This is a genomic window from Azospirillum ramasamyi (assembly GCF_003233655.1).
GTDB classification, from domain to species: domain Bacteria; phylum Pseudomonadota; class Alphaproteobacteria; order Azospirillales; family Azospirillaceae; genus Azospirillum; species Azospirillum ramasamyi.
On record NZ_CP029832.1, the window covers coordinates 351818 to 378583 of the forward strand.

The 26766-nt window shown below is 68.6% G+C and carries 28 protein-coding genes; 9 read left to right on the forward strand and 19 right to left on the reverse strand.

Going from position 1 to position 26766, the window contains the following annotated elements; genetic code table 11:
* Window positions 1–21 precede the first annotated feature (21 nt).
* The 12 genes from DM194_RS20950 to DM194_RS21005 all read right to left on the reverse strand — a co-directional run bounded on the left by DM194_RS20950 (window position 22) and on the right by DM194_RS21005 (window position 8549).
* Window positions 22–378, reverse strand: coding sequence for a hypothetical protein (locus tag DM194_RS20950; protein WP_111069502.1), 357 nt, complete (start codon window positions 376–378; stop codon window positions 22–24).
* Between the two features lie 26 nt (window positions 379–404).
* Window positions 405–1232: an OmpA family protein gene (locus tag DM194_RS20955; RefSeq protein ID WP_162630140.1), complete on the reverse strand. Its 828-nt coding sequence runs from the start codon at window positions 1230–1232 to the stop codon at window positions 405–407.
* A 114-nt stretch (window positions 1233–1346) separates the two neighbouring features.
* A complete protein-coding gene (locus DM194_RS20960; protein ID WP_111069504.1) occupies window positions 1347–2906 on the reverse strand; it encodes a DUF4384 domain-containing protein in 1560 nt (519 codons plus the stop codon).
* 49 nt (window positions 2907–2955) lie between these two features.
* The gene (locus DM194_RS20965) at window positions 2956–3459 is read right to left on the reverse strand and encodes a DUF4399 domain-containing protein (protein ID WP_111069505.1); all 504 of its coding nucleotides are present in this window, start codon (window positions 3457–3459) and stop codon (window positions 2956–2958) included.
* 166 nt (window positions 3460–3625) lie between these two features.
* The gene (locus DM194_RS20970; RefSeq protein WP_111069506.1) at window positions 3626–4060 is read right to left on the reverse strand and encodes a DUF4399 domain-containing protein; all 435 of its coding nucleotides are present in this window, start codon (window positions 4058–4060) and stop codon (window positions 3626–3628) included.
* A gap of 228 nt (window positions 4061–4288) precedes the next feature.
* A complete protein-coding gene (locus DM194_RS20975) occupies window positions 4289–4624 on the reverse strand; it encodes a hypothetical protein (protein WP_111069507.1) in 336 nt (111 codons plus the stop codon).
* Between the two features lie 243 nt (window positions 4625–4867).
* Window positions 4868–5389 (reverse strand): hypothetical protein, encoded by a 522-nt coding sequence (locus tag DM194_RS20980; RefSeq protein ID WP_111069508.1) that lies wholly within the window; start codon window positions 5387–5389, stop codon window positions 4868–4870.
* 20 nt (window positions 5390–5409) lie between these two features.
* Complete coding sequence (locus DM194_RS20985; RefSeq protein ID WP_246024493.1) at window positions 5410–6201, reverse strand: anti-sigma factor family protein; 792 nt, start codon at window positions 6199–6201, stop codon at window positions 5410–5412.
* 3 nt (window positions 6202–6204) lie between these two features.
* The gene (locus DM194_RS20990) at window positions 6205–6738 is read right to left on the reverse strand and encodes a sigma-70 family RNA polymerase sigma factor (protein WP_111069509.1); all 534 of its coding nucleotides are present in this window, start codon (window positions 6736–6738) and stop codon (window positions 6205–6207) included.
* A 117-nt stretch (window positions 6739–6855) separates the two neighbouring features.
* Window positions 6856–7191, reverse strand: coding sequence for a hypothetical protein (locus DM194_RS20995; protein ID WP_111069510.1), 336 nt, complete (start codon window positions 7189–7191; stop codon window positions 6856–6858).
* Window positions 7188–7424, reverse strand: a complete 237-nt coding sequence (locus tag DM194_RS21000) for a hypothetical protein (protein ID WP_111069511.1) — start codon at window positions 7422–7424, stop codon at window positions 7188–7190. The genes DM194_RS20995 and DM194_RS21000 overlap by 4 nt, the downstream gene beginning before the upstream one ends.
* Before the next feature lie 204 nt (window positions 7425–7628).
* Window positions 7629–8549 (reverse strand): LysR family transcriptional regulator, encoded by a 921-nt coding sequence (locus tag DM194_RS21005; protein ID WP_246024494.1) that lies wholly within the window; start codon window positions 8547–8549, stop codon window positions 7629–7631.
* A 216-nt stretch (window positions 8550–8765) separates the two neighbouring features.
* Here DM194_RS21005 and DM194_RS21010 point away from each other — a divergent pair, with 216 nt between their 5' ends.
* From DM194_RS21010 to argE, 9 genes are all read left to right on the forward strand, one after another.
* A complete protein-coding gene (locus DM194_RS21010; protein WP_111069513.1) occupies window positions 8766–10196 on the forward strand; it encodes an MmgE/PrpD family protein in 1431 nt (476 codons plus the stop codon).
* 268 nt (window positions 10197–10464) lie between these two features.
* Window positions 10465–11967 carry an ABC transporter substrate-binding protein gene (locus DM194_RS21015; RefSeq protein WP_246024495.1) on the forward strand — a complete coding sequence of 501 codons (1503 nt, stop codon included), beginning with the start codon at window positions 10465–10467 and terminating at the stop codon, window positions 11965–11967.
* Between the two features lie 64 nt (window positions 11968–12031).
* A complete protein-coding gene (locus DM194_RS21020; protein ID WP_111069514.1) occupies window positions 12032–12988 on the forward strand; it encodes an ABC transporter permease in 957 nt (318 codons plus the stop codon).
* Between the two features lies 1 nt (window position 12989).
* Window positions 12990–13853 carry an ABC transporter permease gene (locus DM194_RS21025; protein ID WP_111069515.1) on the forward strand — a complete coding sequence of 288 codons (864 nt, stop codon included), beginning with the start codon at window positions 12990–12992 and terminating at the stop codon, window positions 13851–13853.
* A 1-nt stretch (window position 13854) separates the two neighbouring features.
* Window positions 13855–15984 (forward strand): dipeptide ABC transporter ATP-binding protein, encoded by a 2130-nt coding sequence (locus DM194_RS21030; RefSeq protein WP_111069516.1) that lies wholly within the window; start codon window positions 13855–13857, stop codon window positions 15982–15984.
* Window positions 15985–16094: 110 nt separating this feature from the next.
* Window positions 16095–16517, forward strand: a complete 423-nt coding sequence (locus tag DM194_RS21035) for a RidA family protein (RefSeq protein ID WP_111069517.1) — start codon at window positions 16095–16097, stop codon at window positions 16515–16517.
* Between the two features lie 51 nt (window positions 16518–16568).
* Window positions 16569–17528 (forward strand): agmatinase, encoded by a 960-nt coding sequence (locus DM194_RS21040; protein ID WP_111069518.1) that lies wholly within the window; start codon window positions 16569–16571, stop codon window positions 17526–17528.
* Between the two features lie 36 nt (window positions 17529–17564).
* On the forward strand, window positions 17565–18962 hold the full coding sequence (locus DM194_RS21045; RefSeq protein ID WP_111069519.1) for a formimidoylglutamate deiminase: 1398 nt from the start codon (window positions 17565–17567) through the stop codon (window positions 18960–18962).
* 31 nt (window positions 18963–18993) lie between these two features.
* Entirely contained in the window at window positions 18994–20142 is a 1149-nt protein-coding gene (gene argE, locus DM194_RS21050) for an acetylornithine deacetylase (protein ID WP_111069520.1), read from the forward strand.
* Between the two features lie 83 nt (window positions 20143–20225).
* Here the strand turns inward: argE and DM194_RS21055 are convergent, their stop codons facing one another.
* From DM194_RS21055 to DM194_RS21085, 7 genes are all read right to left on the reverse strand, one after another.
* Entirely contained in the window at window positions 20226–21071 is an 846-nt protein-coding gene (locus DM194_RS21055; RefSeq protein ID WP_162630141.1) for an alpha/beta fold hydrolase, read from the reverse strand.
* Between the two features lie 50 nt (window positions 21072–21121).
* Window positions 21122–21661, reverse strand: coding sequence for a CopM family metallochaperone (gene copM / locus DM194_RS21060; RefSeq protein ID WP_162630142.1), 540 nt, complete (start codon window positions 21659–21661; stop codon window positions 21122–21124).
* A 78-nt stretch (window positions 21662–21739) separates the two neighbouring features.
* Complete coding sequence (locus DM194_RS21065) at window positions 21740–22726, reverse strand: alpha/beta hydrolase (RefSeq protein ID WP_111069523.1); 987 nt, start codon at window positions 22724–22726, stop codon at window positions 21740–21742.
* Between the two features lie 17 nt (window positions 22727–22743).
* Window positions 22744–23340: a helix-turn-helix domain-containing protein gene (locus DM194_RS21070; protein ID WP_111069524.1), complete on the reverse strand. Its 597-nt coding sequence runs from the start codon at window positions 23338–23340 to the stop codon at window positions 22744–22746.
* 255 nt (window positions 23341–23595) lie between these two features.
* Window positions 23596–23964 (reverse strand): HPF/RaiA family ribosome-associated protein, encoded by a 369-nt coding sequence (locus DM194_RS21075; RefSeq protein ID WP_111069742.1) that lies wholly within the window; start codon window positions 23962–23964, stop codon window positions 23596–23598.
* Between the two features lie 195 nt (window positions 23965–24159).
* Entirely contained in the window at window positions 24160–25248 is a 1089-nt protein-coding gene (locus DM194_RS21080) for a YeiH family protein (protein WP_111069525.1), read from the reverse strand.
* Between the two features lie 118 nt (window positions 25249–25366).
* On the reverse strand, window positions 25367–26584 hold the full coding sequence (locus tag DM194_RS21085) for an ATP-dependent DNA helicase (protein WP_111069526.1): 1218 nt from the start codon (window positions 26582–26584) through the stop codon (window positions 25367–25369).
* Window positions 26585–26766: the final 182 nt, after the last annotated feature.

Genomic DNA, 26766 nt, shown 5'->3' on the forward strand with positions numbered 1-26766 from the left:
TCACCTTCTGTTTGGGGTTCGTCAGTCGCGGCGGCGGCCTTTTCCGTCATCGGGGGCGAGCAGGCAGGCGGTGCGGGACTGCGTCAGCACCGACACCGTTCCATCCGCCCCGCCGTTGCGGCGGAAGCGCAGCCCGTTGATCTGGCTGGCGATGCTGAGCGAGACGACGGCAAGATCCGCCTCGTCGATGATCTTGTGACCGTCCTGCCAGCACTGGACGCGGACGCGCGTGCCGGCAGGGGCGACATCCACGCCGCCCTGGACGCCGCCGCTTTGGGCGCCGGAGTTCTCCTGGCTCTTCTTGCGGACCAGCGTGGCGTCGGCGGCGCCGACGGCGGCCAAAAGGAGGCAGGCGGCGAGGAGAAAGGCGAGCTTCATGACATCCCCTCCGTTCCGGCCGCCGTTCAATGGGTCGGCTTGAATTCGACGCGCCGGTTGCGGCCGTCATAGGGATCGGCGGCCAGCGGCGCGGACGGCCCCTTGCCGTCCACGGTGATGCGCCTGGGGTCGATTTGATGGACGCGGACGAGGTATTCGCCGACCGACACCGCGCGCCGCTGCGACAGCAGCATGTTGTAGGAAAGGCTGCCGCTGGCGTCGGTGTGCCCCTCCACCGTCAGTCCCAGCTTCGGATCCTCCTTCATCAGCGCACCGACGGCATCGATGTAGGCGGCGGAATCCGTCGGGATCTCGGCCGAATTGAGGGCGAAGTTGATGCGGAACCCGAAGGCCTGCGGCGCCTCGCCCGCTGGCGCGGCGGTGTCGGCGGGCGGCTCCACGGGAGGCTGGGCGAGCCGGGCCTCCATCCGCGCCTCCTGCCGGCGCTGCCTGTGGGCCGGGCGGTTCGGCGCGGGCTGGGCGGCGGGCCGGATTTCGGATTGAGGAACCGGCTGCGCCATGGGGGATTGCGTGACCGGCTGCGCCGCAGGCGGGCTGGGCGCCGCGCCGTAGTTGATCTCGTCGATGGGACGCGGGCGCTTCGCGGCGGCACCGGCCGCCCCGCCGATGATCTCGATGCTGCGGGTGCGGATTTTCGCTTCCGGCGCCACCACCTCGCGCAGTTCCTCCACGCTGGGCGGCCGGTCGAACATCATCACCGTCGACGGACCGGACCCTTCCACCGTCTGGGCCGATGCCGGTCCGGCCAAGACGGCGGCCAGCATCGGCAGGGCGGCGGCCAGGGTATGGGCCAGGGTGGGGCGCCGGAAGTGGGACAGGATGCGTTTCGTCATCTGAGGCTCCATGGGCAGGAGAAGGTACGGCGTTGCCCCTGGTTCTATCGCTCCCCCCTCCCCTGCGCTGTGAGCCGGCCAACAATCGGCGGCGGTTTCCCGCAGAGCACGGGCCTATCCGCCCTGCGCCAGCGTGCCCGGCAGCACCTTCACCGACAGCCGCTTGGCGCGGGCGTCGCTCCCCTTGGCCACGGCGAAGGCGTTGATCACGTCCTCCAGCGCGGTGCCGGGAATGGGCTGCAGATCCCCGCTCTTGAGCGCCTCCGGGATCCGCACGCCGATCTCGTCATGCGACAGGATACAGGCCACCGTCTCTTCCGCGCCGGCACGGTCCATCCGCAGGTTGAAGGGCTTCTGCACGCCGGGGGGGATTTCCACCTGCCGGCCGGCCTCGACGAAGGCGTCGGGCTGGAAGCGGTTGGGAAAGATGCGGGAAACCGTGCCGGCGGCGTCGCTGTAATAGCAGTAGACGAAGCCGTCCGCCGTCGGCTGCATCCGCACCACCAGCGCCTCCCCGGCACGGTAGCGCGGTGCCGGGCCGCGGTCCGACGACAGCAGCAGGTCGAGCTTGGCCGGAGACGGCCGGGAACGCGGCAGCCCTTCGCCGCCGGCGTTGCTGACGCTCTGCAGCCGGGCCGGCGGCGCCCCGCCCTGGCCGGGCGGCTTGGCGAGCAGGCGCTGGTAGAGGTCGAAGTCGATGCGGCCGGTGGCGATCAGGTCGTTGTCCGCCTGGAAGCGGCCGACGGCCTCGGCGGTCCGCTGGTCGAGCTGCCCGCTGACCGGCCCGTCGTAATAGCCCTGCGCCGACAGCGCCCGCTGGGCGAAGGTGACGCGATCCGCCGGGGCCATGCCGTCGAACCAGCCGCGCGCCTCGGCCATGAAGGCCGGGTTGGTCTGGTCGATGCCCAGGCATTGCCAGTAGGGCACGCGGGTCAGCTTGCCCAGAACCTCGATCGTGCTGAGTTCGACCAGCGTGCGCACGCCCTGGTGCAGCCCCTCCGACCGGTTCAGCGAGATGTTGAAGGACAGTCCGGCCTTGCCGATCACCCCGCCGGCATCCGCCCCGCGCCCCGACGACACCACCGCCAGCGTGTTGGACGCCGACATGCCGGGGATGATCTGGCGGGTCACCAGTTCGCCGACATTGAGGTCGACCGAGACCATCGACATCACCTGATCGGCCGACACGCCGAGGTCCAGCTTGGGCAGCGACAGCCCCGCCCCCGCCGCCTCGCTGACCACATTGTCGTCCAGCTGGGTGATGGCGCCGCGGATGTAGTAGGACGGCGCGCGGAAGTTCGGCTGCACCCCGATCATCCAGTACAGCGCGTTGACGTCGTCCAGCGCCGGTTCGAAATCGACGAAGCGGAAGGCGTTGGACGTCTCCGACATGCGGGAGACGGCGGTGATCAGCATTTCCTTTGTGCCGCCGGCCACCCGGCCGGTGGCGTCGGGCAGGCCGTTGGCGGTGATGTAGATGTCGCGCTTGCCGTGGGTCCACAGCAGCGTGTCCATGCAGCGCAGCGCCTCGCTGAAGCTGCTGATGGTGCGGACGGCGGGGGTCTTCGGCTGCTGCACCACGCGGGCCATCTCGCCGGAGGTGAAGCAGCCGCCCAGTGCCAGCGTCAGGCCGGCGGAAAGCCCGAGCGAACCAAGGAACCGGAGCATGCTCATCGGCGCTGTCTCCTGTGGGTTGGGCGTCCGGGACTCCGGCTTTGGGCCGTCACCGCGCCGTCAGTTGCTGGCCGCGGTCGGCACGGACGGTGATGGTGATCCTCTTCGACATGATCGGCGGGTCGTGCGGCACATGGTCGGCATCGGCCAGCACCAGTTGCAGCGTGTGCCGCCCCGGCGGCAGTTCCAGGATGGTTTCGGTCTGGCCCTTGCCGAAATGCAGGTGCTGCTTGTCGCTGGGGATCGGCTCGCCGGGGTTCTTCAGCTCGGTGTCGATCAGCAGATGGTGGTGCCCGGTGCCGTCCTTGCGCACGCCGGCCGGCGCGACGCCGAAATTCCGCAGCCCGAACCACACCTTGAACCGCGTTCCCACCACCTCGCCGTTGTTGGGCCAGCCGATGTAGAGCCATGCCTCCTCCCGGCCGGGCGTCCGCGGCGCGGCCGGCGGCGCCTGCTCCGCGGCAGCGGGCTTCGGCTCGGCCGTTTGGCCGGGAGACGCCTCGGCGGCGGCAGCAGGCGCCGCCGGCACGATCGACGGCACAACCGACAGCATCCCCCAGAGCGCCAGCCTCAAAGCGGCGCGTGGGAAAACGGCGCTCGGATCGGGGCCGGCTGCGAATACGGACAATCCAGTCTTCATGCCAGTCCTCATGGTGCCCTCCCTGACGAACATGAACCGGCGGACAGTCAACCGGCGGACATCAACCAGATGGGACCGGTCAGCGGACGGTGATTGTCACCTTCTCCGACATCACCGGAGGATCGTGCGGAACATGGTCGGCATCGCCCAGCACCATCTGCAGCGTGTGGGTTCCCGGCGGCAGTTCCAGCCGCGCTTCGGTCTGGCCGGCGCCGAAATGCAGGTGCTGCCTGTCGTTGGGGATCGGTTCGTCCGGGTTCGACAGGTCGGTGTCGATCAGCAGGTGATGGTGCCCGGTGTCGGCATGGCTGATGCCGGCCGGCGCCACCCCCATGTTCTGGAGCCCCATGCGCACCCAGAATTTACCGCCGTTGATGACCGCCCCGTTGGGAGGCCACAGGATGTAGGCACGCGCGTCGTCGGGCGCTTTCGCCCGGTCGGCCAATCCCTGCCCAGCCAGAAGCAGCGGCAGAAGCAGCAGGGCGCCGACTGCGATGACGGCAGTCCGCAGCATGATTTCCCCCTGTTTTCTTCATTGCCCTTAGTCTGATGAGCTGCATCTTAGTCTTCGGCCGGGAGGCATGGTCCCCCCGAATTCTTGGGTAATCCCATCTCCTTGAAACCGCGCCGGTTCAGCGCCGCCTGCTTCCGAATTGGCCGAGAATCGCGGCCGGCTTCCCCATACTTGCGGCAGTTCCGGAAATCGCGGCGGGAGACATGCAAAACGCGAGGCCGGCGCCGGTCAGCGCCTGATCCCGAACAACTCTTCGTTCATCGCCGTGCGGTCAGCGGCAGCCGCCCCCGTCGCCCGGCCTTGCGGCGGCGCTCCGGCGCCCCTCATCCCCGGCGGCCCGCCGGCGATGGCGTCCGCCCCCGTCCGGCCGCCGCCCATCCAGGGCGGAAAGACACCGCCGGCGGCCGGCGGCACGGCGCTGGCCCGGTGCGCCGGCATCGGGGCCGCTACGGCCGGAAGCGGAATGCCGCCGGACTGCACCTCGAACGCCGAGGCTGGCCGGACGGCGGCGGGAACCGCCGCGACGAGGGTCAGGAACAGGGGGATGGCGGCAAGTCTGCACATCGGGCATTTCCTTCACGAAGGAGCAGGGCCGGCGAAGACCCTCATCCTGCCGTGACCAACCCGGCGCCCGCTGTGGTGCGGGCCACACTGTTTGGCTGAAGAAAACCGTGCGGCTGAAAAACCGGGCCTTTGCGCCGCGCCGTGTGCGTTTGTGGAGGGTGCCCGATCGTGACGGAGGCCCCGCACTTTCGGAAGTGGGGGGCCTCCTGGAAATCCGGGGCTGTTCGATCCGGCCCCGGCCGTTCAGCGGGCGTCCCGGCGGGCCTGGGATGCCTTGACGAATTGCGAAACCCGGCCGATTTCGCGCGGGTCTGTGTCGACGGTCCCTTGGCTGTTCGTGATCGCCCTCATCCCCTGGGACGGGGTCGGCCTGCCGTCGGGGTGATGCCGTCGCCGGTTGGCCCGCTTGAGTTCAAGCGCGTTCCGCGCCACGGCACTCTGGGTCGGCCGTTTGGCCGCCTCCTCCGCCCTGCGGCTTTCGCGGTTCAGGCGCTTCAGGGCGCTGGTGAAGATCTGCACCTTCAGCGCCGTTCCGCTGTTGTCCGCCGCTTCGCGTTCGCCACGCGGCTCGGCCTTCCGGCGCATTTCCCGGCGCTGCCGGTTGGCGATGCCGCGGGCCTTGTCCCGGAATTCCCGGATGCGGCGCGTGATCGCGGTGCGCTCGTCTTCGGAAAGGCCGCAGATCCGGGGGTGATGAGTCAGTTCGACCATTTCGAATTCCGCGGCGGTCAGACGACGCCGTTCCGACGAAATCGGTACGCTCATTCAATTCCTCCTCTCTTGTTTCAGGACCTCCTCACGCTGTCAGCCATTTTCTTGGCGACCACGAGTAGGTCGTCGTCCGACCGGCTGCCCGCAAGCGTGTAGGCGGTGGCGCCGTTGCGCCAGTAGACCAGTTGAAGCCCGCGCTCTTCGACGGCGTGCAGGCCCTTGTCGTCGACCGGATCATCGGCGACGACCAGTAGCGTCAGCATCTCGCCATTTCTCTCGCGGTAGACGAACTGCAGGCCGGCGCCCTTGCTCATCGGCACCAGGGTCGCCCGCACCAGCGTCAGCAGGTTCGGGTCCAGGACCGGCAGGCTGACCGTGGTCGCGCCGAGGCGGTGGGGAATCCCCTCCGCCATCGCATTCAGATCCGCAAGGGACAGGTCCGAAAATGCCAGGCTCTGGCTGAGCGCGGTTTGATGCATCTCAGCGGCTTCTTCCGCAAACTCCGGCACGCCATAAGAGGCCGTCGTCTGCTTATGATAGACCAGGGCCGCGACGTTGGCGCCGCCCACCATCAGCAGGACCGCCGCGGCGAGCGGACCGAAGCGCCGGATGACGCGCTCCATGCGCAAGCGGCGGTACAGACGCCCGATCAGGCTCTCCGTGAGTTGGGGATGATCGCCGGCCATCCGCGCAAAGCCTTGACGCAGGATTTCCCTTTGATGGAGATAGTCGTGCAGCCGGGCGGCGACCGCCGGGTTGGAGGCGAGATACGCCTCGAAGGCCAGCCGTCGCTCGGGATCTAGCTCGCCATCGATGTAGGCGTGCAGGTCGGCTTGCCAGTCACCGTTCATCCTGTTCACCATCATGGCTTACTTCACCACCCTCAAAGAGGCCGGTCGGCCTTCATCCCCGCGGCTTCCATCCCCGCGCACGTCCGCGCGCAGGGCTTCCCGCCCGCGCGCGAGGCGCGACATCAGCGTTCCAAGTGGAATGCCGAGAATACCTGCCGCCTCCTGGTAGCTCATCCCGTCGACCGCAACCAGCATGAGCGCCCGCCGCTGATCCTCGGGAAGCCGGGCGAAGGCCTCCATGGTGCGGGCAAGCTCGACCTGTTCGGGTTGACTGGGGGCGATGTCACTGTGGACGAGCGGTTCGATGGACGCCGCCGCACGGGTCCGCACCTGATCGCGCCGCCGGTCGCTGACATGGACATTGTGCAGGATACCGAACAGCCAGGAGCGCAGGTTGGCCTCCGGCCGATAGGATCTGGCGCCGGCGATGGCCCGCACCAGCGTCTCCTGCACGAGATCCTCCGCGTCGTCCCGATTGCGAACCAGGGTCATCGCATAGCGGCGCAACGTGCGGACGTGATCCGACAACTGGCTTCGCAGGCTGAACGTCACACCGTCGCTCCATGGATGGGGCCGCTTTTGTTATGTTCGCGTAGCGGGCCATTCTAGTCCCGAACATTTTTCGCGCCCCGGCGTTTTTATCCCTTGTCCGATGCGAAGCCGTTGATATCATTGCGCGAACGGCACGAGGAGCAGCGCGACGCCCGACACCAGCACCGCCGCGAGGCTCCGCCGCGCCATGGCCACCGCGGCCGGTCCGGGCTCCATCTCGTCGAGCCGCATCGCCAGCATACCGCCGAAGAAGCCGGACACCGAGGCCACCACATGCACCAGCACCAGCGCGTTCAGGACCGGCACACCCAGCATGAGCGCGACGCCCACCAGGATGGTTCCATAGAGAAGCGCCTGGGTGAGGATCGGCGCCCAATGTTCGCGCGCGACATAGGCCTCGAAGCCCTCGGCGAACTGGCCGGTCCGCTCTTCGGGATCGGTGTGCAAGCTCATGATCTTCCTCCGCGTTCGAGATTCCCTTCCTCGCCGCGCCGTGATGCACGGGTCGCTGCCGCCCGCGGCATGGCGCCGAACGACAGAAGCATCAGCAGGATCAGCGCCACTCCGATGGAATATGGCGCCCAGGCCCCGAGTTGCCCGTCGGTAACCCAGTCAAGCGCCAACAGGAAGCCGATGGCGGTGATCACGGCGATGGCAAGGCCGATTGCCCAGCGGGAATAGGTCATGGCTGCCTCCGCGGCTCGGATGGCTGATACGGTCACCTCGCGCGCCCCGAAAGGCGGCGCCCGTTGCGATCGTTCGTTTCCTTGATTACACGCGAGCGCCCGGAATAATCCGCCGAAGCGGCCGAAATTCTTGGCCAGAGATCTTGGGCGGCAATCTTGGGCGGCAATCTTGAGTGGCTGGCCCGGCGCCCGGCATCGGGGCCGCTAGCGGCCGACCATCGGCTTGAGCCAGGGCGAATTGGCGAAGAGTTCGGTGAAATAGCCCTGCCGGATCACCGCCCGCCCGGCCTTGTGGATGCCTTCGGGCAACCCGCCCAACTCGCCCTTCCGGGTCACCACATGGATCGACCGGCGGAATCCCGAGGTGGGCAACGGCAGCACGCGGATATGGCCGAGGTGCTGGCGGCTCTTCACCAGGGCGGTGGGGGGAAGCAGGCTCCATCCCATCTCCTCCGCCACCATGGCCATCACCGTATCCGTGGCGTCGAAGGCGAAGCTGCGCGGCACCTCCATGCCCAGCCGCCGCAGATGCTGGTCCACCAGCCGGCCCAGCGCGCTGTCCGTCGTGCTGCGGATCAGCGGCAGCGTCCGCGACAGGGTGCGCAGGGCGGCCTCGTCGGCGACGTCGGGCCAATTGCGCGGCAGCAGAAGCACGAACGGCTCCACCAGCAGGCGCAGGCTGTCGACCTGATCCATGTCGTCGAAGCTGTCGATGGTGAACAGCACGTCCAGCTTGCGGGCGAGAAACTGCTCGCGCAATTGTCCGCACAGGCCGGATGCGATGCTGAAGGACGGCACGCTGTCGCGCAGCCGTTGCAGCAGCCGCGGGATGAAGGGGGCCGCCAGCGTGTCGATGCAGCCGATGCGCAGTTCAGGCATGAAGGACGCGTCGGTGCCGCCGATGACCGCCGGCAATTGCCGCGCATCGGTCAGGATGCGGTTGCTCCAATGCCAAAGCCGCTGGCCGGCGGCGGTCAGGGCCATGGGCCGGATGCTGCGGTCGAGCAATTGCGTGGCGAAGGCGGTTTCCAGCTGGCGCACGACATGCGAAACGGCCGATTGGGTCAGCCCAAGCCTGCGGGCGGCGCCCGTCATGCTTCCCAATTCGGCCACGGCGACGAACACCTCCAGGGATCCAAGGTCAAAGTCTCGGTGATGCATGGGGCTTCGATCAGGTCCCGGTGAGCGGCGGTTCGGACGGAGATCCGCGTACTATCTTATGATTAACACTCCATGAACGGCATTCATGCCAATCATGAAATAAATCTCTTGCTCTGACCGTCACCGCGCCTTCCACGGCAGCCTCGCGGGGATATCGATCCCCCTGACGGAGTTGCAGCCATGACGACGCCACCCGGCACGCCGGACCATTCCACCCCCGCGGTTCGCCGCATCGGCGATTGGGTGGCGGGGCTGCGGCGGGCCGACATCCCAAAGCCGGTAGCCGAGGTCGCGCTGTCCTGCATCGTCGATACGCTGGGGGTGGCGCTGGCCGGCGCGGGCAGCGAGGCCGGGGTGCTGGCCGCCGATGTCGCGCGCGACACCTACGCCCCTGGTCCGGCGCCGCTTCTGGCGGGCGGACGCCTGGGCATGGAGGGGGCCGCTTTCGCGAATGCCGCCGCCGCCCATGCGCTGGATTTCGACGACAACAGCTACGCCGGCTTCGTCCACGGCTCCGCCGTCGTGGTGCCGGCGGCGCTGGCGGCGACCGGCATGGCCGGCGGCACCGGAAGCGACCTGCTCACCTCCGTGGTGGCCGGCGCGGAGGCGCAATATGCCCTGGCGGAGGCGGTCGGCAACGGCGTCTATCATGCCGGCTGGTGGACCACCGCCTTGTTCGGCACGGTCGGCGCGGCGGCGGTGGCGGCCAAGGCTCTCGGGCTGGATGGACGTTCGGCCGCCGATGCCGTCGCCTTCGCGCTTTGCGGGACCGGCGGACTGCGCGCCTGTTTCGGCACCGGGGCCAAGCCGCTGCTGGCCGCGCAGGCGGCGGCGAACGGGGTGCGTGCCGCCCGGCTTGCCGCGCGCGGCCTGACCGTCCCGCATGGGGTCGTGGAGGATCCACGCGGCTTCGCCCGGCTGGTGGCGGAGAACCGCTTCGATCCGGCGGCGCTGGATTCGCTTGGAGGACGCTGGCGTCTTCTCGATCCCGGCATCGACACCAAGCTCTATCCGGTCTGCCTGTCCGCACATGCCGCCATGGACGCGGTGCGCGACCTGATGGCGGAACGGCGGCTCACCGCCGGTGACATCGCCGCCGTCCATTGCCGTGTGCCGCCGGTGGTCGCGGCCAACCTGACCTATGACCGCCCGGCGACGGCGGGCGAGGCCCGCTTCAGCCTGCATTTCGCCGTCGCCTGCGTGATGCTGCACGGCACCCTGACGCTGGAGCATCTGAGCCGGACCACGTTGGCGGATCCGGTGCTGGCTGCGCTCATCGGACGGATCGCGATGGAGGCCGATCCGGCCTGGAACGCCGACGCCGACCGTGCGCGGCTTGCGCCGGAGGGCGCGGAGGTGACCGTCGAAACGGTGGCCGGGGAGCGGATCACCCGCTTCTGCCCGTCGGCGCGCGGCACGGTGGCCCGCCCGCTGTCGGCGGCGGAGCATGCCGCCAAGTTCAAAGGCTGCGCCGCCCATGCGATCGGACCGGCGGGAGCGGAAAACCTCCATTTAAGATTGCAGGGCCTTGAACTGGAAACCGACCTCCCGAGCCTGCTCCACCTCTGCACCATGCCGGCCATTCATGATCCCGATGAAAAACCGTCATGATCCGCCGCCCGCGGTTCGGTGAGCGCTTGTTTTCCCGCCAAGCTGCGATATCCAACAATCGCCGAAAAATGTAGCATTTTCAGCAACTTTCCGGCGCGTGCGCCGCACAAAAGCCATGCGCGCGCCTCGTTTGCACAAGCTTTGAGCAGATTTCTGCCCGATCAGCCGCCCACCCGCCGCCCTTTCCTCCGGCCACGGCCTTATGACACCGTTGAGGTCGAGCAGAAACCAAGGTCCACCAGAAGGACCGGAAAACAGAGGGGCTTTCATGATGATGCGACGTATGGTGGCACGGGCCGTGCTCTCGGCAATCCTCCTGTCCGGGACGGCGATGTCGGTCCAGGCCGCGGGCACGCTCAAGGTCTCGGTGGATTCCAACCTGAACACGCTCGATCCCGCCAAGATGAAGGGCGGGCAGGAGTATGTCGCCGCCTACCTGATCTTCAACGGCCTGACCGTCATCGGTCACGACATGACGGTGAAGCCCGATCTGGCCGAGCGCTGGGAACACAGCGACGATCTGAAGACCTGGACCTTCCATCTGCGCAAGGGCGTGAAGTTCCACAACGGCCGCGACCTGGAAGCCGAAGACGTCGTCGCCACCATCACCCGCATCCAGGACAAGGCGACCGGCTCCACCGCCCGCGTCAATTTCGAGATCGTGGAGTCGATGAAGGCGCTGGACCCGGCGACCGTCCAGTTCCAGCTCAAGAGCCCCTACGCAGGCTTCGCCGAACTGTTCGGCGAGCGGCAGGCGCGCATCGTTCCGCGCGACGCCGTCGACACGCTGGCCAGCAAGCCGATCGGCACCGGCCCGTTCGAATTCGTGTCCTTCTCCCCCGGCGACCGCGTCGTCCTGAAGCGCAACGCCAACTACTTCGAAGAGGGCCTGCCGAAGCTGGACGAGGTGGTGGTGCGGATCCTGCCGGAAGCGGCGGCCCAGGTTGCGGCACTGACCACCGGCGAACTGGATCTGGTGTGGAACCTGCCGCTGGAGGCCATCGACAAGGTCAAGGCCGACACGAAGCTGAAGGTCGATTCCGTCCCGACATCCACCTGGGACGGCGTCATCATGAACAACGTGGTGAAGCCCTTCGACGATCCGCGCGTGCGCAAGGCGGTGGCGATGGCCCTGGACAAGCAGACGATCACCCAGATCGCGCTGTTCGGCAACGGCACGCCGACCCATTCGCCGATCCCGCCGAGCCATCCCTATTTCAACACGGATCTGAAGATCGCCAAGGGCGATCCGGCGGGCGCGAAGAAGCTGCTGGCCGAGGCCGGCTATCCCAACGGGTTCGAGGTCACGCTGCACACCCCCGCCGGCCGCGCCACCCGCGAACGGCTCGGCCTCGCCGTGCGTGAACTGCTGAAGCCGGCCGGCATCACCGTCAACGTGCAGCGCGTGCCGTTCGACGTCTTCCTGAAGGACATCGAGGGCAAGGCCGGCTTCTACATCGACGGCTTCTTCAGCCGCCCGACCATCGATACGTCGGTCTACCCCTGGTACCATTCGCGCGGGTCGTGGAACACCGCGCTGTGGAGCTATTCCAACCCGAAGATGGACGCGCTGCTGGACGGCGCCCGCCAGGCCAAGAGCGAGGATGAGGCGAAGTCGCTCTACACCCAGGTCCAGGCTCTGGCGGTGGAGGATTCGCCGGGCGTCATCCCCTACGTCATCAACCACATCAACGGGTTGAACGCCAAGGTCAAGGGGTTCCAGTCGCATCCGATGATGTTCCTCGACCTGCGCAACGTGTCGGTCGACTGAGGCCGAACCGGGGACCGGCCGCGACCGCCGCCGGCCCCCACCTCTTTCCGACGGGGATGCCGCCATGTTCGCCTACATCCTGACCCGGCTCGCCTCCCTGGCGCTGATCCTGGTCGTCATGTCGGTCCTGATCTTCCTGGTGACCCAGGCGATGCCGGGCGACGTCGCTTCGATGATCGCCGGCCAGTTCGCCTCCAAGGAGGTCGTGGACGCCATCGCGGTCAAGCTGGGCCTCGACCAGCCGCTGATCGTCCAGTATGGCCGCTGGGCCGGCGGCATCCTGCAGGGCGACCTCGGCCGCTCGCTGGTGCTGGAACAGCCGATCGGCCCCATCCTGATGGAGGCGCTGGCCCGGTCGCTGGTGCTGGCCGTCGTGGCGCTGGCGGTGGTCGCTGTGGTCGGCATCGCGCTCGGCGTGCTGGCGGCGGTGCGGCGCGGCAAGCTGACCGATCAGATGGTCTCCGGTGTCTCCTATCTCGGCATCGCGGTTCCCGACTTCTTCTGGGCCATCGTGCTGGTCCTGATCTTCGGCAGCTACCTGCAACTGCTGCCCACCGGCGGCTATACCCCGATCTCCGAGGGTTTCCTGCCCTGGGCCGCCCATCTGGTGCTGCCTGTCGTCACGCTGGTGATGATGCTGCTGGCCCGCATCGCCCGGCTGACCCGCTCCAGCATGATCGACGTTCTCCAGACCAACTACGTGAAGTTCGCCCGCGCCAAGGGCATGCCGGAATCGGTCGTGATCCTGCGCCACGCGCTGAAGAACGCGCTTTTGCCGACCATCACGGTGCTGGCAATCGATTTCGGCCTGATCCTGGGCGGTGTGGTGGTGATCGAGACGATCTTCTCCTATCCCGGCATGGGACGGCTGCTGCTGTTCGCCATCCAGCGCCACGACCTGCCGCTGATCCAGGCGACCATCCTGATCGTGTCCGCCGCCTACTGTCTCGCCAATCTGACCGCCGACCTGCTCTACGCCTTCGTGAACCCGAAGATCCGCCACGGCATGAGAGCCTCCTGACATGACCGACGCGACTTCCGTCCGCTCCGTCCCGCGGCGCCTGAATATGTCTTCGCTGCCCGGCTCGCTGATCGTCGGCATCGTCCTGCTGGCCCCGCTGGTGGTGGCGGCCGTCGCCGGCTCCTGGCTCGCGCCCTACCCTTACGACGAGATGAACATCCTGAGCCGGCTGCAGCCGCCGGGGCCCGATTTCTGGTTCGGCACCGACGAGTTCGGCCGCGACGTGTTCAGCCGCACCCTGGTCGGCACCGGCAGTTCGCTGCTGATGGGCGTCGCCGCCACGGCACTGAGCCTGCTGGCCGGCGTTCCGCTGGGTCTGGTCGCCGGCTACAAGGGCGGGCGCGTCGGCGAGACGATCATGCGCGCCATGGACGTGCTGATGTCCTTCCCGCCGATCCTGCTGGGCATCCTGGTGCTGGCCGTCACCCCGCCGGCGCAGTGGAAGGCCATCGCCGCCATCGGCATCGTCTATGTGCCGCAGGTGGTGCGCCTGACCCGCGCCATCACGCTGGAACTGATGCAGGAGGAGTTCATCACCGCCGCCCGCCTGCGCGGGGAGAGCGCGACCTACATCCTGTTCAAGGAAATCCTGCCGAACATCTGGCCGCCGCTGGCGGTGGAGGCCAGCCTGCGCGTGGTCTTCGCCATCCTGCTCGGCGCCTCTCTCAGCTTCATCGGCATGGGAGCGCAGCCGCCCTCCTCCGACTGGGGCCTGATGATCAGCGAGGCGCGGCCCTTCGTGGAACAGGCGCCGTGGATCGCGCTGTGCCCCGGTTTCGCCCTGGCCATCGCGGTGATCGGCATCAACCTGCTGGGCGACGGGCTGCGTGCCCTGCTCGACCCCCGCAACACGGGAGCGCACTGAGATGATGACCGCTCCGCAAGCGCATCCGACCCTGCAGCCGGCCGCCGCTCCGGCGGTGACGCCCGCACCGGCGCCGTTGCTGGACATCCGCGGCCTGACCATCAGCTACGGCAATGCCCGCGGCACGCTGCGCGCGGCCAGCGACGTCAGCTTCGCCATCCGCCCCGGCGAGGTGATGGGGCTGGTCGGCGAATCCGGTTCGGGCAAGAGCACGGTCGCCATGGCGATCCTCGACCTGCTGGGCGGCGGCGGCCGGGTGGATGCCGGCGAGATCCTGTTCGACGGCGTCGACCTCCGCCGCCTGCCGGCCGCCGAGCGCCGGGCGCTGCGTGGGGACAGGATCGCCGCCGTCTTCCAGGATCCCTTCACCTCCCTGAACCCGGCGCTGACCGTCGGCCGGCAGATCGCCGAGCCGCTGATCCGCCACAAGGGTCTGTCCACCCGGCAGGCCGCGGTCCGGGTGGAGGAACTGCTGGCCGAGGTCGGCATCCGCGATCCCCGCCGGGTCGCCGCCTCCTACCCGCACGAGCTGTCGGGCGGCATGCAGCAGCGGGCGCTGATCGCCACCGCGCTCGGCTGCGAACCGAAGCTGCTGATCCTGGACGAGCCGACCACCGCACTGGACGTGACGGTGGAGGCCCGCATCATCGACCTGCTGGCGAAGCTGTGCGACAGCCACCGGCTGAGCGCGCTGTTCGTTTCCCACAACCTGGGCATCGTCAACCGGATCTGCGAAACCGTCACCGTGCTCTATGGCGGTGTGGTGGTGGAGACGGGCCGGACCGGCCGCGTGCTGTCCCGTCCGGCCCATCCCTATGCCAAGGGGCTGGTCGCCGCCCTGCCGCGCATCACCGCGGACCGCCGCCACCGCCTGCCCTCCATCCCCGGCACGGTCGCCAAGCTGAGCGGCGCGGTCACGGCATGCGTCTTCGCCCCCCGCTGCCCCTTCGCCGAGGAGACCTGCCGCAGTCAGCCGCAGACGATGCGGATGGACGAGGCCGGGGACGGCGTGCGCTGCTGGAAGGCCGACGCCTTGGCCGATACGCCATGGCCGGACGAGGAATCCGGCGCCGCCCGCCCGCCGAGGGCGCTGCCGCAGCGGTCGGCTCCGCTGGTCGAGGTGGAGAATCTGCGCAAGATTTACGGCGCGAACCGCTCCATCCTGCCCTGGCTGCGCCGCGCCGGCACCGTGGCGGTGGACGATGTGTCCTTCACCGTCGGCCGCGGCGAGGTGGTTGGGGTGGTCGGCGAGAGCGGCAGCGGCAAGAGCACCATCGGCCGCGCCCTGCTGGCGCTGACCGAGCCCAGCGCCGGCACCGTGCTGTTCGACGGCGCCGACCTGACGGAGCGGGTCAAGCGCGGCGACCAGGAACTGCGCCGCCGCGCTCAGCTGGTCTTCCAGAACTCCGCCGCCTCGCTGAACCCGCGCAAGACCGTCGGGGCGGCGATGGACCGGCCGCTGGTGCTGGCCGGCAAAGGCGACGCGGAGAAGCGGCGCAAGACCATCGCCGGGCTGTTGACCCGCGTCGGGCTGCCGGCCGCCTATGCCGACCGCTATCCGCATGAGCTGAGCGGCGGCGAGCGCCAGCGCGTGAACATCGCCCGCGCACTCGCCACCAACCCGGATTTCGTCGTCTGCGACGAGGCGGTGTCGGCGCTCGACGTCTCGGTGCAGGCCAACATCCTGAACCTGCTTGCCGAACTGCGCGACGAGATGGGGCTGTCCTATCTCTTCATCACCCACGACATCGCGGTGGTGTCGCACATCGCCGACCGCGTCCTCGTCGTCTATGGCGGCACCATCTGCGAGGAAGGCCCGATCGCCAGCGTGCTCCGCCCGCCCTACCACCCCTACACCGAGGCGCTGCTGTCCGCCGTTCCGCGGCTGGCGGAGGATGGGCAGGAGACGCCGAGGATCCTTCTGGAGGATGCCGCCGCCGCGCCCGGCGGCCGGGGCTGCGCCTTCGCCGCCCGCTGCCCGCGCAAACTGGGGGCGGTCTGCGACGAACAGGCTCCGCCCGTCCACGAGACGGCCGACGGCCACCGCATCGCCTGCCACATCCCGCTGGCGACGCTGGCCGAACGCGCCGCGGTCTTTCCGGAACTCATGGAGGGCGACGCCCGGCACTGACTGACCCGCCGCTCCGGCGCGTCCGTCGGCGACGCTCCCGCGGGGGGCGCCGGACGCCCCCGCCTTACCTGTCCGAACCGATCCCGCACACCGGAACCATGGAACCCGTCATGACCGTCCACACCCGCATCCGTCAGTTCAACACCAAGAAGACCTATCCCGAACAGGCGCTGGACAACGACCTGTGCCAGACCGTCGTCGCGCGCGGCACCATGGTCTTCGTCCGCGGCCAGATCGGCCAGAACCTCGACACCAGCGAGAGCGTCGCGGTGGGCGACGCCGCCGGCCAGACCGAACAGGCGATGGCCAACATCAAGATGCTGCTGGAAGAGGCCGGCTCGTCGCTGGAGCACATCTGCAAGATCACCGTCTACATCACCGACCCGCGCTATCGCGAGCCGGTCTACCGCACGATCGGCAAATGGCTGAAGGGGGTCTATCCGGTGTCGACCGGCATCGTGGTCAGCGCGCTCGCCCGCCCGGAATGGGTGGTGGAGGTCGATGCGACCGCCGTGATCCCCGACGCCGCCTGAGGCGCGGCGCCCCCGTCCATTCATCACAAACCGACAAGAAGAACCGCCGCCATGAGCACCAGCCTGACCAACCCGCCGCGCCGCGAGCTGCAGAGCTTCCTCGACTTTCCGATCTGCACCGACATCGACCAGCTCGACGGTCATATCGGCATCCTCGGCATCCCCTACGGCGATCCCTATTCGATCGACGAGGTGACCAACGACCAGACCAACGCCCCGACCTGGGTGCGCCGCTACACCGAGCGGGCGCTGCGCAAGCTGGAGCGCTGGGATTTCGACATCGGCGGTCCGCTGCTGGGCGGCAAGGACATCAAGGTGGTGGATTGCGGCGACGTGAAGGCCGATCCGCGCGATCTCGACCTGCATTACCGCAACGCCGAGGCGGTGGTGCGCCGGATGCTGGCCAAGGGCATGCTGCCCATCATCATCGGCGGCGACCACGGCATCCCGATTCCGGTGCTGCGCGCCTATGACGACCAGGGGCCGATCACGCTGGTCCACATCGACGCCCATCTGGATTGGCGCGACGACGTGAACGGCGCCCGCAACGGCTATTCCAGCCCGATCCGCCGCGCCGCGGAAATGGACCACATCGGCCAGATCTTCCAGATCGGCCTGCGGTCGGCCGGCAGCGCCCGCCCGGAGGAGGTGGAGGCGGCGCTGTCCTACGGCGCGGTGCTGGTCCCCGACGTGGAGTTGCAGGACGTCGGGATGAAGGCCGTTCTGGACCGCATCCCCGACGGCGGCCGCTATTACCTGACCATCGACGCCGACGGCATGGACCCGACCATCATGCCGGCGGTCAACGGCCCCGCCCCCGGTGGCGTCACCTATCCGCAGATCCGCACGCTCATCCACGGGCTGGTGGCCAAGGGCCGCGTCGTCGGCATGGACATCGTAGAGATCACGCCGAAGAAGGATCTCAACGGCATCACCGCCATCACCGCCGGACGCATCATCTGCAACCTGATCGGCAAGACCATCCAGGCCGGCTATTTCGACGCCAAGTGACGGCGGCAAGGTGATTGCGATGGGGAGGATCGGACGATGACTGCCGCGCGCCGGCTGGACCGGCTGTTCTGCGAGCGGGCGCTGCTGGCCGGCGGCTGGGCATCGGGGGTGCTGCTGCGCTTCGACGCGCAGGGGATGATCGCCGGGCTGGAGGCGGGGCTTGACGCTCCGCCCGCCGGCGCAGAGCGGGCCGCCGGCCCGGTCGTCCCCGGCATGCCGAACCTGCACAGCCACGCCTTCCAGCGGGCGATGGTCGGGCTGACCGAGCGGTCCGGGCCGGCGGAGGACAGCTTCTGGACCTGGCGGGAGGTGATGTACGGCTTCGTCGGCCGCATCGATCCCGACAGCCTCCAGGCGGTTGCGGCGATGGCCTATGCCGAGATGCTGGAGCGGGGCTACACGTCGGTGGCGGAGTTCCATTACCTCCACCACGATGCCGCTGGCCGGCCCTATGCCGATGTGGCCGAGACGTCGAAACGCATCCTCGCCGCGGCGGACGCGGCCGGCATCGGGCTGACCCACCTGCCGGTGCTCTATGCCCAGGGCGGCTTCGGCGGACAGCCGGCGGGCGAGGGGCAGCGCCGCTTCCTCAACGATCCCGACAGGCTGCTGGCGATCGTCGAGGCCTGCCGCGCCGCACCCGGCGGCCACCGCACCGGCCTCGCCCTCCATTCCCTGCGGGCGGTGTCGCCCGACGCCATGGCGGCGGCGCTGAATGGCTTGTCGGCGCTCGACCCGGCGGCGCCGGTCCACATCCATATCGCCGAACAGACGGCGGAGGTTGATGCCTGCCTCGCCTGGTCGGGCCGGCGGCCGGTGGAATGGCTGCTCGACCGCGGCTGGCTGGGGCCGTCCTGGTGCCTCGTCCATGCGACCCACGTCACGCCGGACGAGGTCGCGGGGATCGCGGCGTCGGGCGCCGTCGCCGGTCTCTGCCCGACGACGGAGGCGGATCTGGGCGACGGGCTGTTCCCGGCCCGCGATTTCCTGGCCCGAGGCGGACGCTTCGGCGTCGGGTCCGACAGTCAGGTCATCATCGACGCCGCGGAGGAATTGCGGCTGCTGGAGTTCGGGCAGCGGCTGGCCGCGCGGCGGCGCAACCTGCTGGCCCCGGAAGCCGGCGCCTCGACCGGGGCGGCGCTCTACCGGGCGGCGGTGGCCGGAGGCGCGCAGGCGCTTGGCCTGCCGGAACCGGCGGGCGGTCTCGCCACCGGCCAGCGCGCCGATCTGGTCGTGCTGAACCCGGACGACCCGCGGCTGTACGGCCGGAACGACGACATGCTGCTGGACTCCTACGTCTTCGCCGGCGCCCGCGACGCGGTGCGCGACGTGGTGGCGGGGGGACGGCTGGTGGTGCGGGACGGCCGGCATGTCGATGCCGACGCGATCCGCAAGGGCTGGCGTCATGCCGTCGACCGGCTGAACGCCGCCTGACAAGCACATCGAGGAAGCGGGGGGTGAGCCCATGACGGCGACCATCGACATTCTGGAACGGCTGATCGCCTTCCGCACCGTCAGCCGCGACAGCAACCTGGATCTAATCCGTTGGGTGCAGGAGCGGCTGGAGGCCGCCGGTGCCGCCACCCGGCTGGTGCCGAGCGAGGATGGCCGCAAGGCCAACCTGTTCGCGACGCTCGGCCCCGCCGACCGTCCCGGCGTGATGCTCTCGGGGCACAGCGACGTGGTGCCGGTCGAAGGGCAGGCCTGGACCGGCGATCCCTTCCGGCTGATCCGCCGGGACGGCAAGCTGTTCGGCCGGGGCACCGCCGACATGAAGGGCTTCATCGCCGCAAGCCTCGCCCTGTTCGACCGCGCCGCCGGACGGACGCTGTCCCAGCCCCTGCATCTTGCGCTGTCCTATGACGAGGAAATCGGCTGTCTCGGCGTCCGCCGCCTGATCGAGATGATGGCGGCCCTGCCCGTCCGTCCGCGCTTCTGCATCGTCGGCGAGCCGACAAGCATGCAGGTGGTCACCGCCCACAAGGGCAAGACGGCGCTCAGCGCCGAGTGCCACGGCGTCGAATGCCATTCGAGCCTGGCGCCGCAGGGCTTGAACGCGATCCATATGGCCTGCGACCTGCTGACGGGATTGCGCCGCATCCAGGACCGGCTGCGCGACGAAGGCGCGCATGACGACGCCTATGACGTGCCGTGGACCACGATCCATGCCGGGGTCATCCAGGGCGGCGAGGCGCTGAACATCGTGCCGAACCGCTGCCGCCTCGACTTCGAAATCCGCCATCTGCCGCAGGATCCGGTGGAGCCGCTTCTGGACAGCATCCGGGAGGAGGCCGACGGCATCGTCCGGCGCCTGCGCTCCGACTTCCCCGCCGCCGGGCTGTCGATCGGCGAGCTGTCCAGCTATCCGGCGCTCGACACCGACGGCAGCGCGGAGGTGGTGGCGTTCGTCAAGGCGCTGACCGGCGGCAACAGCACCGGCAAAATCTCCTTCGGAACGGAAGGCGGATTGTTCCAGCGCCGCCTGTCGATGCCCACCGTGGTGTGCGGCCCCGGCAGCATCGGCGAAGCCCACAAGCCCGACGAGTTCATCACCGAGGAGCAACTGGCCGCCTGCGACCGCATGCTGGATGCCCTGCTCGTCAATCTGACGTGACCGCGGCGGCGGCGGCGTTCTTATTCACCGCGGCATCAGGGGCATGGTAGCCGCATACGGATTCCCCGGCCGGCAGGGGAACCTTACCGCAGGTGGCGGTTCAGCGCGTCGATCACCGTTCCGGGGGCCGATATGTGGGGCAGATGCCCGGAGGCGTCGAGCACCTCGAAGACGCTGCCGGCCAGATGGTCGCGCAGATACTCCGCCGCTTCCCGGGTGACCGCGGAGTCCTCGCGGGTCTGGAGGACGACCGCCGGCACCGTCACCTCGGGCAGACGGCTGCGGAGGTCGCTGTTCAGCACGGTCAGCAGAAGCGACAGGGCCATGTCGGGACGCATCGCCCTCAAGGTGGCAACGAATTCCCGCACGGTCGGATCCTCCACCGGGGCGGACACGACCATCTGTCCGAACTGCGCGGTCCAGCGCAGGTAATCGCGGGCGGCGCCTTCGACCAGGCCGTCGATGTCCGCGCGCTCGAACCCGCCGCGATAGCCGCCGATGTTGCGGTAGCAGGCCGACGCCCCCAGCAGGACCAGTTTGCGGAACAGGTGGGGAGCCTTGATCGAGGCGAGGGCCACCACCATGCCCGCGACCGAATGCCCGACGCAGACGCAGCGCTCCACCTTGAGAGCGCTGAGAACCGCGACGACATCGCGGGCATAGGCGTCCAGCGTGCCGTAGCGCACATGGTCGTAGTGGATCTGGTTGGCCGGCCCGATCCCCGCCAGATCGAAGGAGAGAATGCGGCAGCGGTCCTTGAAAGCATGCACGACATGGCGCCAGGCCGACTGTTCCGTGCCGAATCCGGGAATGAGGACGAGCGTCTCAACCCCGGACCCTGCCAGAGTGGCGTTATGCCGCTCCAGAATGATGCTGGCGCTTTCGATCATCTCCGGAAGCCCGCTCAATGCAATGGCATATGCAACCATGAAGAGCGGCATCCGTGCAAGCCGGAACGCCCGGTCCGGCGGGGGTCAGGTCATTCCGGCGTCTTCGCGGCAGCCCCTTCATTCCGTGCCGGCTTGGCCGGAAGCCGCTTCAGCCAATCCTGCAGCTGCGCGATCTCCCTGGTCTGGTCGTCGATGATCTTCCGGGACAAGGCCAGGAGTTCCGGATCCTTGCCGTATTGCAGCTGGACCTTCGCCATGTCGACCGCTCCCTGGTGGTGGGCCAGCATCATGCGCGCGAAATCCTGGTCGGCGTCGCCGGTCATCGGCTTGCTCATGTCGCGGTCCATCTTGCGCATGCCGTCCATGTAGGCCTGCGAGGCCGGATCCCCGGTCAGTTCATGCGGCAGGTGATCGGAGGGCGTGGCATGGTCTTGGGCGTGGCCCTGGGCGTGGCCCTGGGCATGGTCCTGGCCATGGCCCTGCATTCGGTCATGCGTCGCGGCGGTGCCCGGCTGGTTGCCGGAAGGATTTGTGGAAGGATTTCCGGGTTGGGCCAGGGCGGTGCCGGCGATGAGGGCCAGCGCCGCGGCGCAAGGCGCGAGGATTCGACGGCATCGGGTGGTCGTCATGGTCTGCTCTCCTTTGGCATCGACGCCCCACTTTCGTATGGGCGGCTGGAGCGGACAACAGCCCATCCGGTCGGAGGTTCACCTCAGCAGGTGGCGCCGAACCTCACCGGCGGCAAGGACCACCGCCTCTTCCGCCTTTCTGACATGGCGGGTCATGTTGGCGAAGGAATGGGGAAGCGTGGCGTGCAGCACCAGACGGTGCGGACTCCGCGCCATCTCCAGCCGCTGGGCGAGGCGCAGGCTGTCGTCGCGCAGACAGTCCAGCCCGGCCGCCGCCACATGCAGCGGCGGCAGCCCCTGCAGATCGGCAAGCAGCGGGGCGGCGGCCGGATCGCGGGCGATCCCGCCATGGCCGAGATAATGCCGCCAGTACCAGCGCATCCGCTCCGTCGTCAGGCCATAGCGCCCGCCGCCGAAAAGCCGGTGCGACTCCGTATCGAAATCGTGGGCGAACATGCCATAGAGCAGCATGCCGAAGGACAGCGGCGGGCCGGGCTCGTTCCGCGCATCGAGAGCCAGACCAAGCGCCAGGTTGGCCCCCGCCGAATCGCCGCCGACGGCGATCCGCTCAGGATCCAGCCCATGGCCGGCTCCATGCCGCACCACCCAGCGCAGGGCGGCCAGCGCTTCCCCCCGCTGATGGGGAAAGCGCCGCTCCGGGGCAAGGCTGTAGGCGACGGCACAGACCGCCGCACCGCTGTGCCGGGCCAGCAGCCGCAGCAGCCGGTCGTGGGTGTCGATGGAATTGAGAACGAAGCCCCCGCCATGGAAGTAGATCAGCACCGGCAGGCACTTGCCGTCCTTGCGACCGTCATCGGCCGGAGGCCGGATCAGGCGCAGACGCAGCGGGCCGGCCGGCCCCACCGTCTCGACCTCCCGCACATCGGCCGGCAGTGCCGGGCCGTTGAGGAAGAGGTGGTAGCGCTCCGCCGCGTCGCGCGCCCCGGCCAGCGGCAGGCGCAGCGGATCGGCCGGCACCAGCCCGGCGCGGGCGGCCAGTTCGCCCAGTTCGGCGACCTGGGGATCGAGAAGGTCGCGGTGAAGCGGCAGGAAGGTATCCGGCATCGCAGCTCTCCCCAGGCTCAGAGGATGTAGGCCATCACGAGATACAGCACCGCCTCGCCGTCACCGGAATTGCGGTAGCGGTGGGGAACGTCGGCCTCGAACAGGATCGAGTCGCCTTCCTCCAGCCTATGCTCTCCGTCGGCGGTGGTGACCTCGACCCGGCCGCGGCCGACCAGGATGTTCTCGACCGTGCCGGGCGAATGGCCGTCGGAGGACTCGTCGGCGCCGGGCGACAGGCGAAGCTCATAGAACTCCACCTGCCGCTCCCCCTTGAGCGGAAACAGGGCGCGCGAGGTGAACCGGCCGTCGCGGGAGGTCAGGCTGCGCTGCTCGGCCCGCCGGATCACCGTGGTCCCGGCATCGCCGCCGGTGCTGAGCAGGCTGGAAAAGGACAGATCCAGCGCCTTGGCGACCGTCCACAAAGTGCCGATGTCGGGGCGGTGGCGTCCTTCCTCGATGGCCGACAGCAGCGCCGGGTCGGTTCCGGACAGCTGCGCCAACCCCTCCACCGACAAGCCCTGGCGTCGGCGGAACCCGCGCAGATTCTCGCCGATCACGCCGACCAATTGATCGACCGAGGCCTGGGTGGAAGCGGGGGCGGTGCCGATCGTCATGGATCCATGCTCCTGCAACAGCAATGACCGGGGCGACGCGGACCGTGCCCGACGGGAGTCGACAGGATTGAACACCAGCTATGACTATCCATCAAGCAGGAAAGTAATTTATTTGTGTTATTTGTGCAGACATCTCGATGAATATACAAATTTATTATGTTATAATGACTCGAACAGCAAAACGCCGCGCCCGTCCGGGATGGTCGGACGGGCGCGGCGCTCGGCGGATTGTTGCGGATAGGTCGGTCGGGGCGCTTACGACAGGGCGGCGTCGGGCGCAGGAGTGTGGGCCTTCACCTCGTGCCGGTGCTTCTCGGCGAAGCGTTCAAGGACACGGCGGGCGGCGTCGAAGGCATCGCGGATCGCCGCATCGGCAGTCTCGTGACCATTCCCGCCCGACTTGTCGCTGTGGACGACCAGTTCCTCGCCGGGAACGGTCAGTGCGATCTGAACGGTGAACTGCTTGCCCTGGTGCTGGTGGCGGTGGGGAACCTCGAAGACCACACGCTTGGACAGGATGCGTCCGAAGAAACGGTCGAGCTTTTCGGCATGCTCGTTGATCGAATGCTCCAGCGCGGGAGAAGGGTCGATGTTGCGGAAGACGATCTGCAACGGTTGACGCATATCCATACTCCTTGTTCAGCGCGCGGGACCGGCCTGTACGGCCTGTCTCCCGCGGGGCCCGGCGCCATTCCCGCTGCCGCTTCAGGGCATCGGGGTGGCGGGGACTTGATGAGGTCAGGATCGCACACCTGCAGAATCATGCATTAATCTGGGTCAATGCGTCCGTCGAAAGCCGGCTATAGAATCCCGCCCATTTCAGGCCAGGCCGATCGCATGGATCAGGCCCAGGCTAATCGCGCCCAGCATGAGCAGGGAGAGGATGACCGCCGCGGTCACCCGCCCGCCCGCCCGCGCCACCGTCCGCACATCGACCCCCAGCCCGAGCGCCGCCATCGACACCACCGTCAGCAGGGTCGCCGCATGCCCCATCGGCGCCAGGGCCGCCTGCGGAATGAGGTCGAGGGAGCGCAGGGCGATCATCGCCAGGAAGCCCTGGATGAACCACGGCACCAGATGATGGATCGGCGGCGCGGCGGAAGGCGAAGCGCCGGGCGCATCCTTATTCAGCCTCGGCGCCAGCAGCGACAGCAGCAGGCAGACCGGTCCCAGCATCAGCACGCGCACCAGCTTCACCAGCGTGCCGACCTGCACCGCCGTGCTGCCCAGCGGGGCGGCGGCGGCGATCACCTGCGGCACGGCATAGACGGTCAGCCCCGCCAGCGCGCCATACTGCACGCCGCTCAACTGCAGCCCCAGGCCGATCAGCGGCAGCCCCAGCACGACCGCCACCCCCAGCACGGCGGTGAAGGCGATGGCGGCGGCGACGTCCCCGCCGTCCGCATCGATCACCGGCGCCACCGCGGCGATGGCCGAGTTGCCGCAGATGGCGTTGCCGCAGGCGACCAGCAGCGCCATGCGCGGCGGCAGGCCCAGCAGCCGCCCGATCCCGCACCCCGCCGCCACCGCGACCAGCACGACGGCGGCAATGCCCAGCAGCAGCGCCGGTCCCGCCGACAGGATGGTGGCGGCGCTGACCGTGGCGCCGAGCAGCACCACCGCCACCTCAAGCAGAATCTTGGCGGAAAAGGCGATGCCCGGCCGCCAGAGCGCGGGCGGCGTCCACATCGTGCGCAACGCGGTGCCGATCAGGATCGCCAGCACCAGCGCCTCGAGCCAGGGCTCGCCGAACAGCCGCGCCTCCCCCCAGACGGCGGCGAAGGCCAGCGCCGTGACCACGGCGCAGAGGGCCACGCCGGGCAGAACGGTGCGGATACGGGCAAGGACGGCGGCAACGACGGGGAATCCCGGCACCGGCCTTGCGGGTGCCGCAGCGTCACGGGGCATGGAAAGGGTCTCCAAAAGCAGTGCGGCCAAAGGTTCGGGCCGCTCCGGTTGAGGAAACTATGGAGACCGTGATCGATCACATCCAACGCAAAAACCTGATGCGTTCGATCACTTCAATTTATCGAGCGATCGCTCGGTCCGGCAGGCAATCATCGAAATCCGGCAGTTGCCACGGTCCGCCGAGCGCGGCGTTGCGCAGCAGAAGCACCAACTCGTCGCGCGACCGGGTGACGGCAGTGTAGAGCCAGCGCCAGCGGTGTTCCCGGAAGGCGGCGGAATCGTCTACCACCGTCACCGACGGGAACTCCGACCCCTGGGCGGCATGGCAGGTGATCAGCCACGCCCAATCATAGAGCTGGATGTCCTTGCCCACCCGCGGCTGGACCATGCCCTCGGTGTAATGCGCCTGGAACATCCAGGGATGGACGATCAGCTTGCCGCGGGACCGCACCTCGTCCTCCATCTGCACGCCCAGCGACCACAGGCCGGCATCGCGGCCCTGGGCCTCTGCCGCCGGACGGGTCAGCGACCCGATCATGCCGTTGTAGAGCCCCTCGTCCTTCTGGTTGCGCCGGCAGATGACGCGCTCCCCCGTCTGCGGCATCACCGACTCATGGCCGAGCAGCGAGCGCATCCGCTTGGTGTAGGTGGTGCGGACGCGGTGGGTGCCGCAGATCGCCTGCGACGAGGTCCGCATCACCAGGGACTGGGTGCTGCGCTCCAGCGGCAGGACATGGACCTTTCCGACGGCGCCGAAGCGGCGCGGCATCTCCTGCCGGCGCAGCAGGTGGGCGAGCCGGATCACCGGGCTTTCCCGTGCCGTCCGGTGCGGCTCGGTCAGGCGGAAATCGGGCTCGCCGCTGGTGAACAGCCCCTGGCCGGAAACCGGCGGCAGCTGATAGTCGTCGGCGATCACCAGGATCTTCTTTTCCGTGCGCAGAAGGTCGCGGGCCACGTCGTCGCCGATCATCGACCCCTCGTCGCAGACGATCAGGTCGGCATCGGCCATCGGGCCGTCACTGCGGCGGGCGAAGAACAGCTCGCCGGTGTCGCCGTCCTTGCGCGGGGCATAGAGCAGCGAGTGCAGGGTCGCCGCCCCTTCGATCCCCTTCTGGCGCAGGACCTGCGCGGCCTTGCCGGTCGGCGCGCCGACCACATAATCCCTCAGCCGGCGGCGTTCCTGCAGATGCTCCAGCACGAAGGCGGTGGTCTTGCTCTTCCCCGTCCCCGCCTCTCCGGCAAGCCAGAAGACCTGCGGCGCCTGGTCGTCCATGTACCATGCATCGATCGCCTGGATCGCGCGGTGCTGCTCGTCGGTCGGCGTATCGGATTGCATCGGGTCCAAACCAGGATCAAACCATGAATCAAGCCGGCACACTAGCCTGAGCGTCCACCCCCGGTCCAGTGGCGATCCGCGTTCGGGCCGATTTGAACCGCCCCCCTTTCAAGCGTGAGCCCGACTGCGCACATCCTGTGTTCTCCATCCAACTCGCCGCCACCGAAGAGGATCCGTCCCGC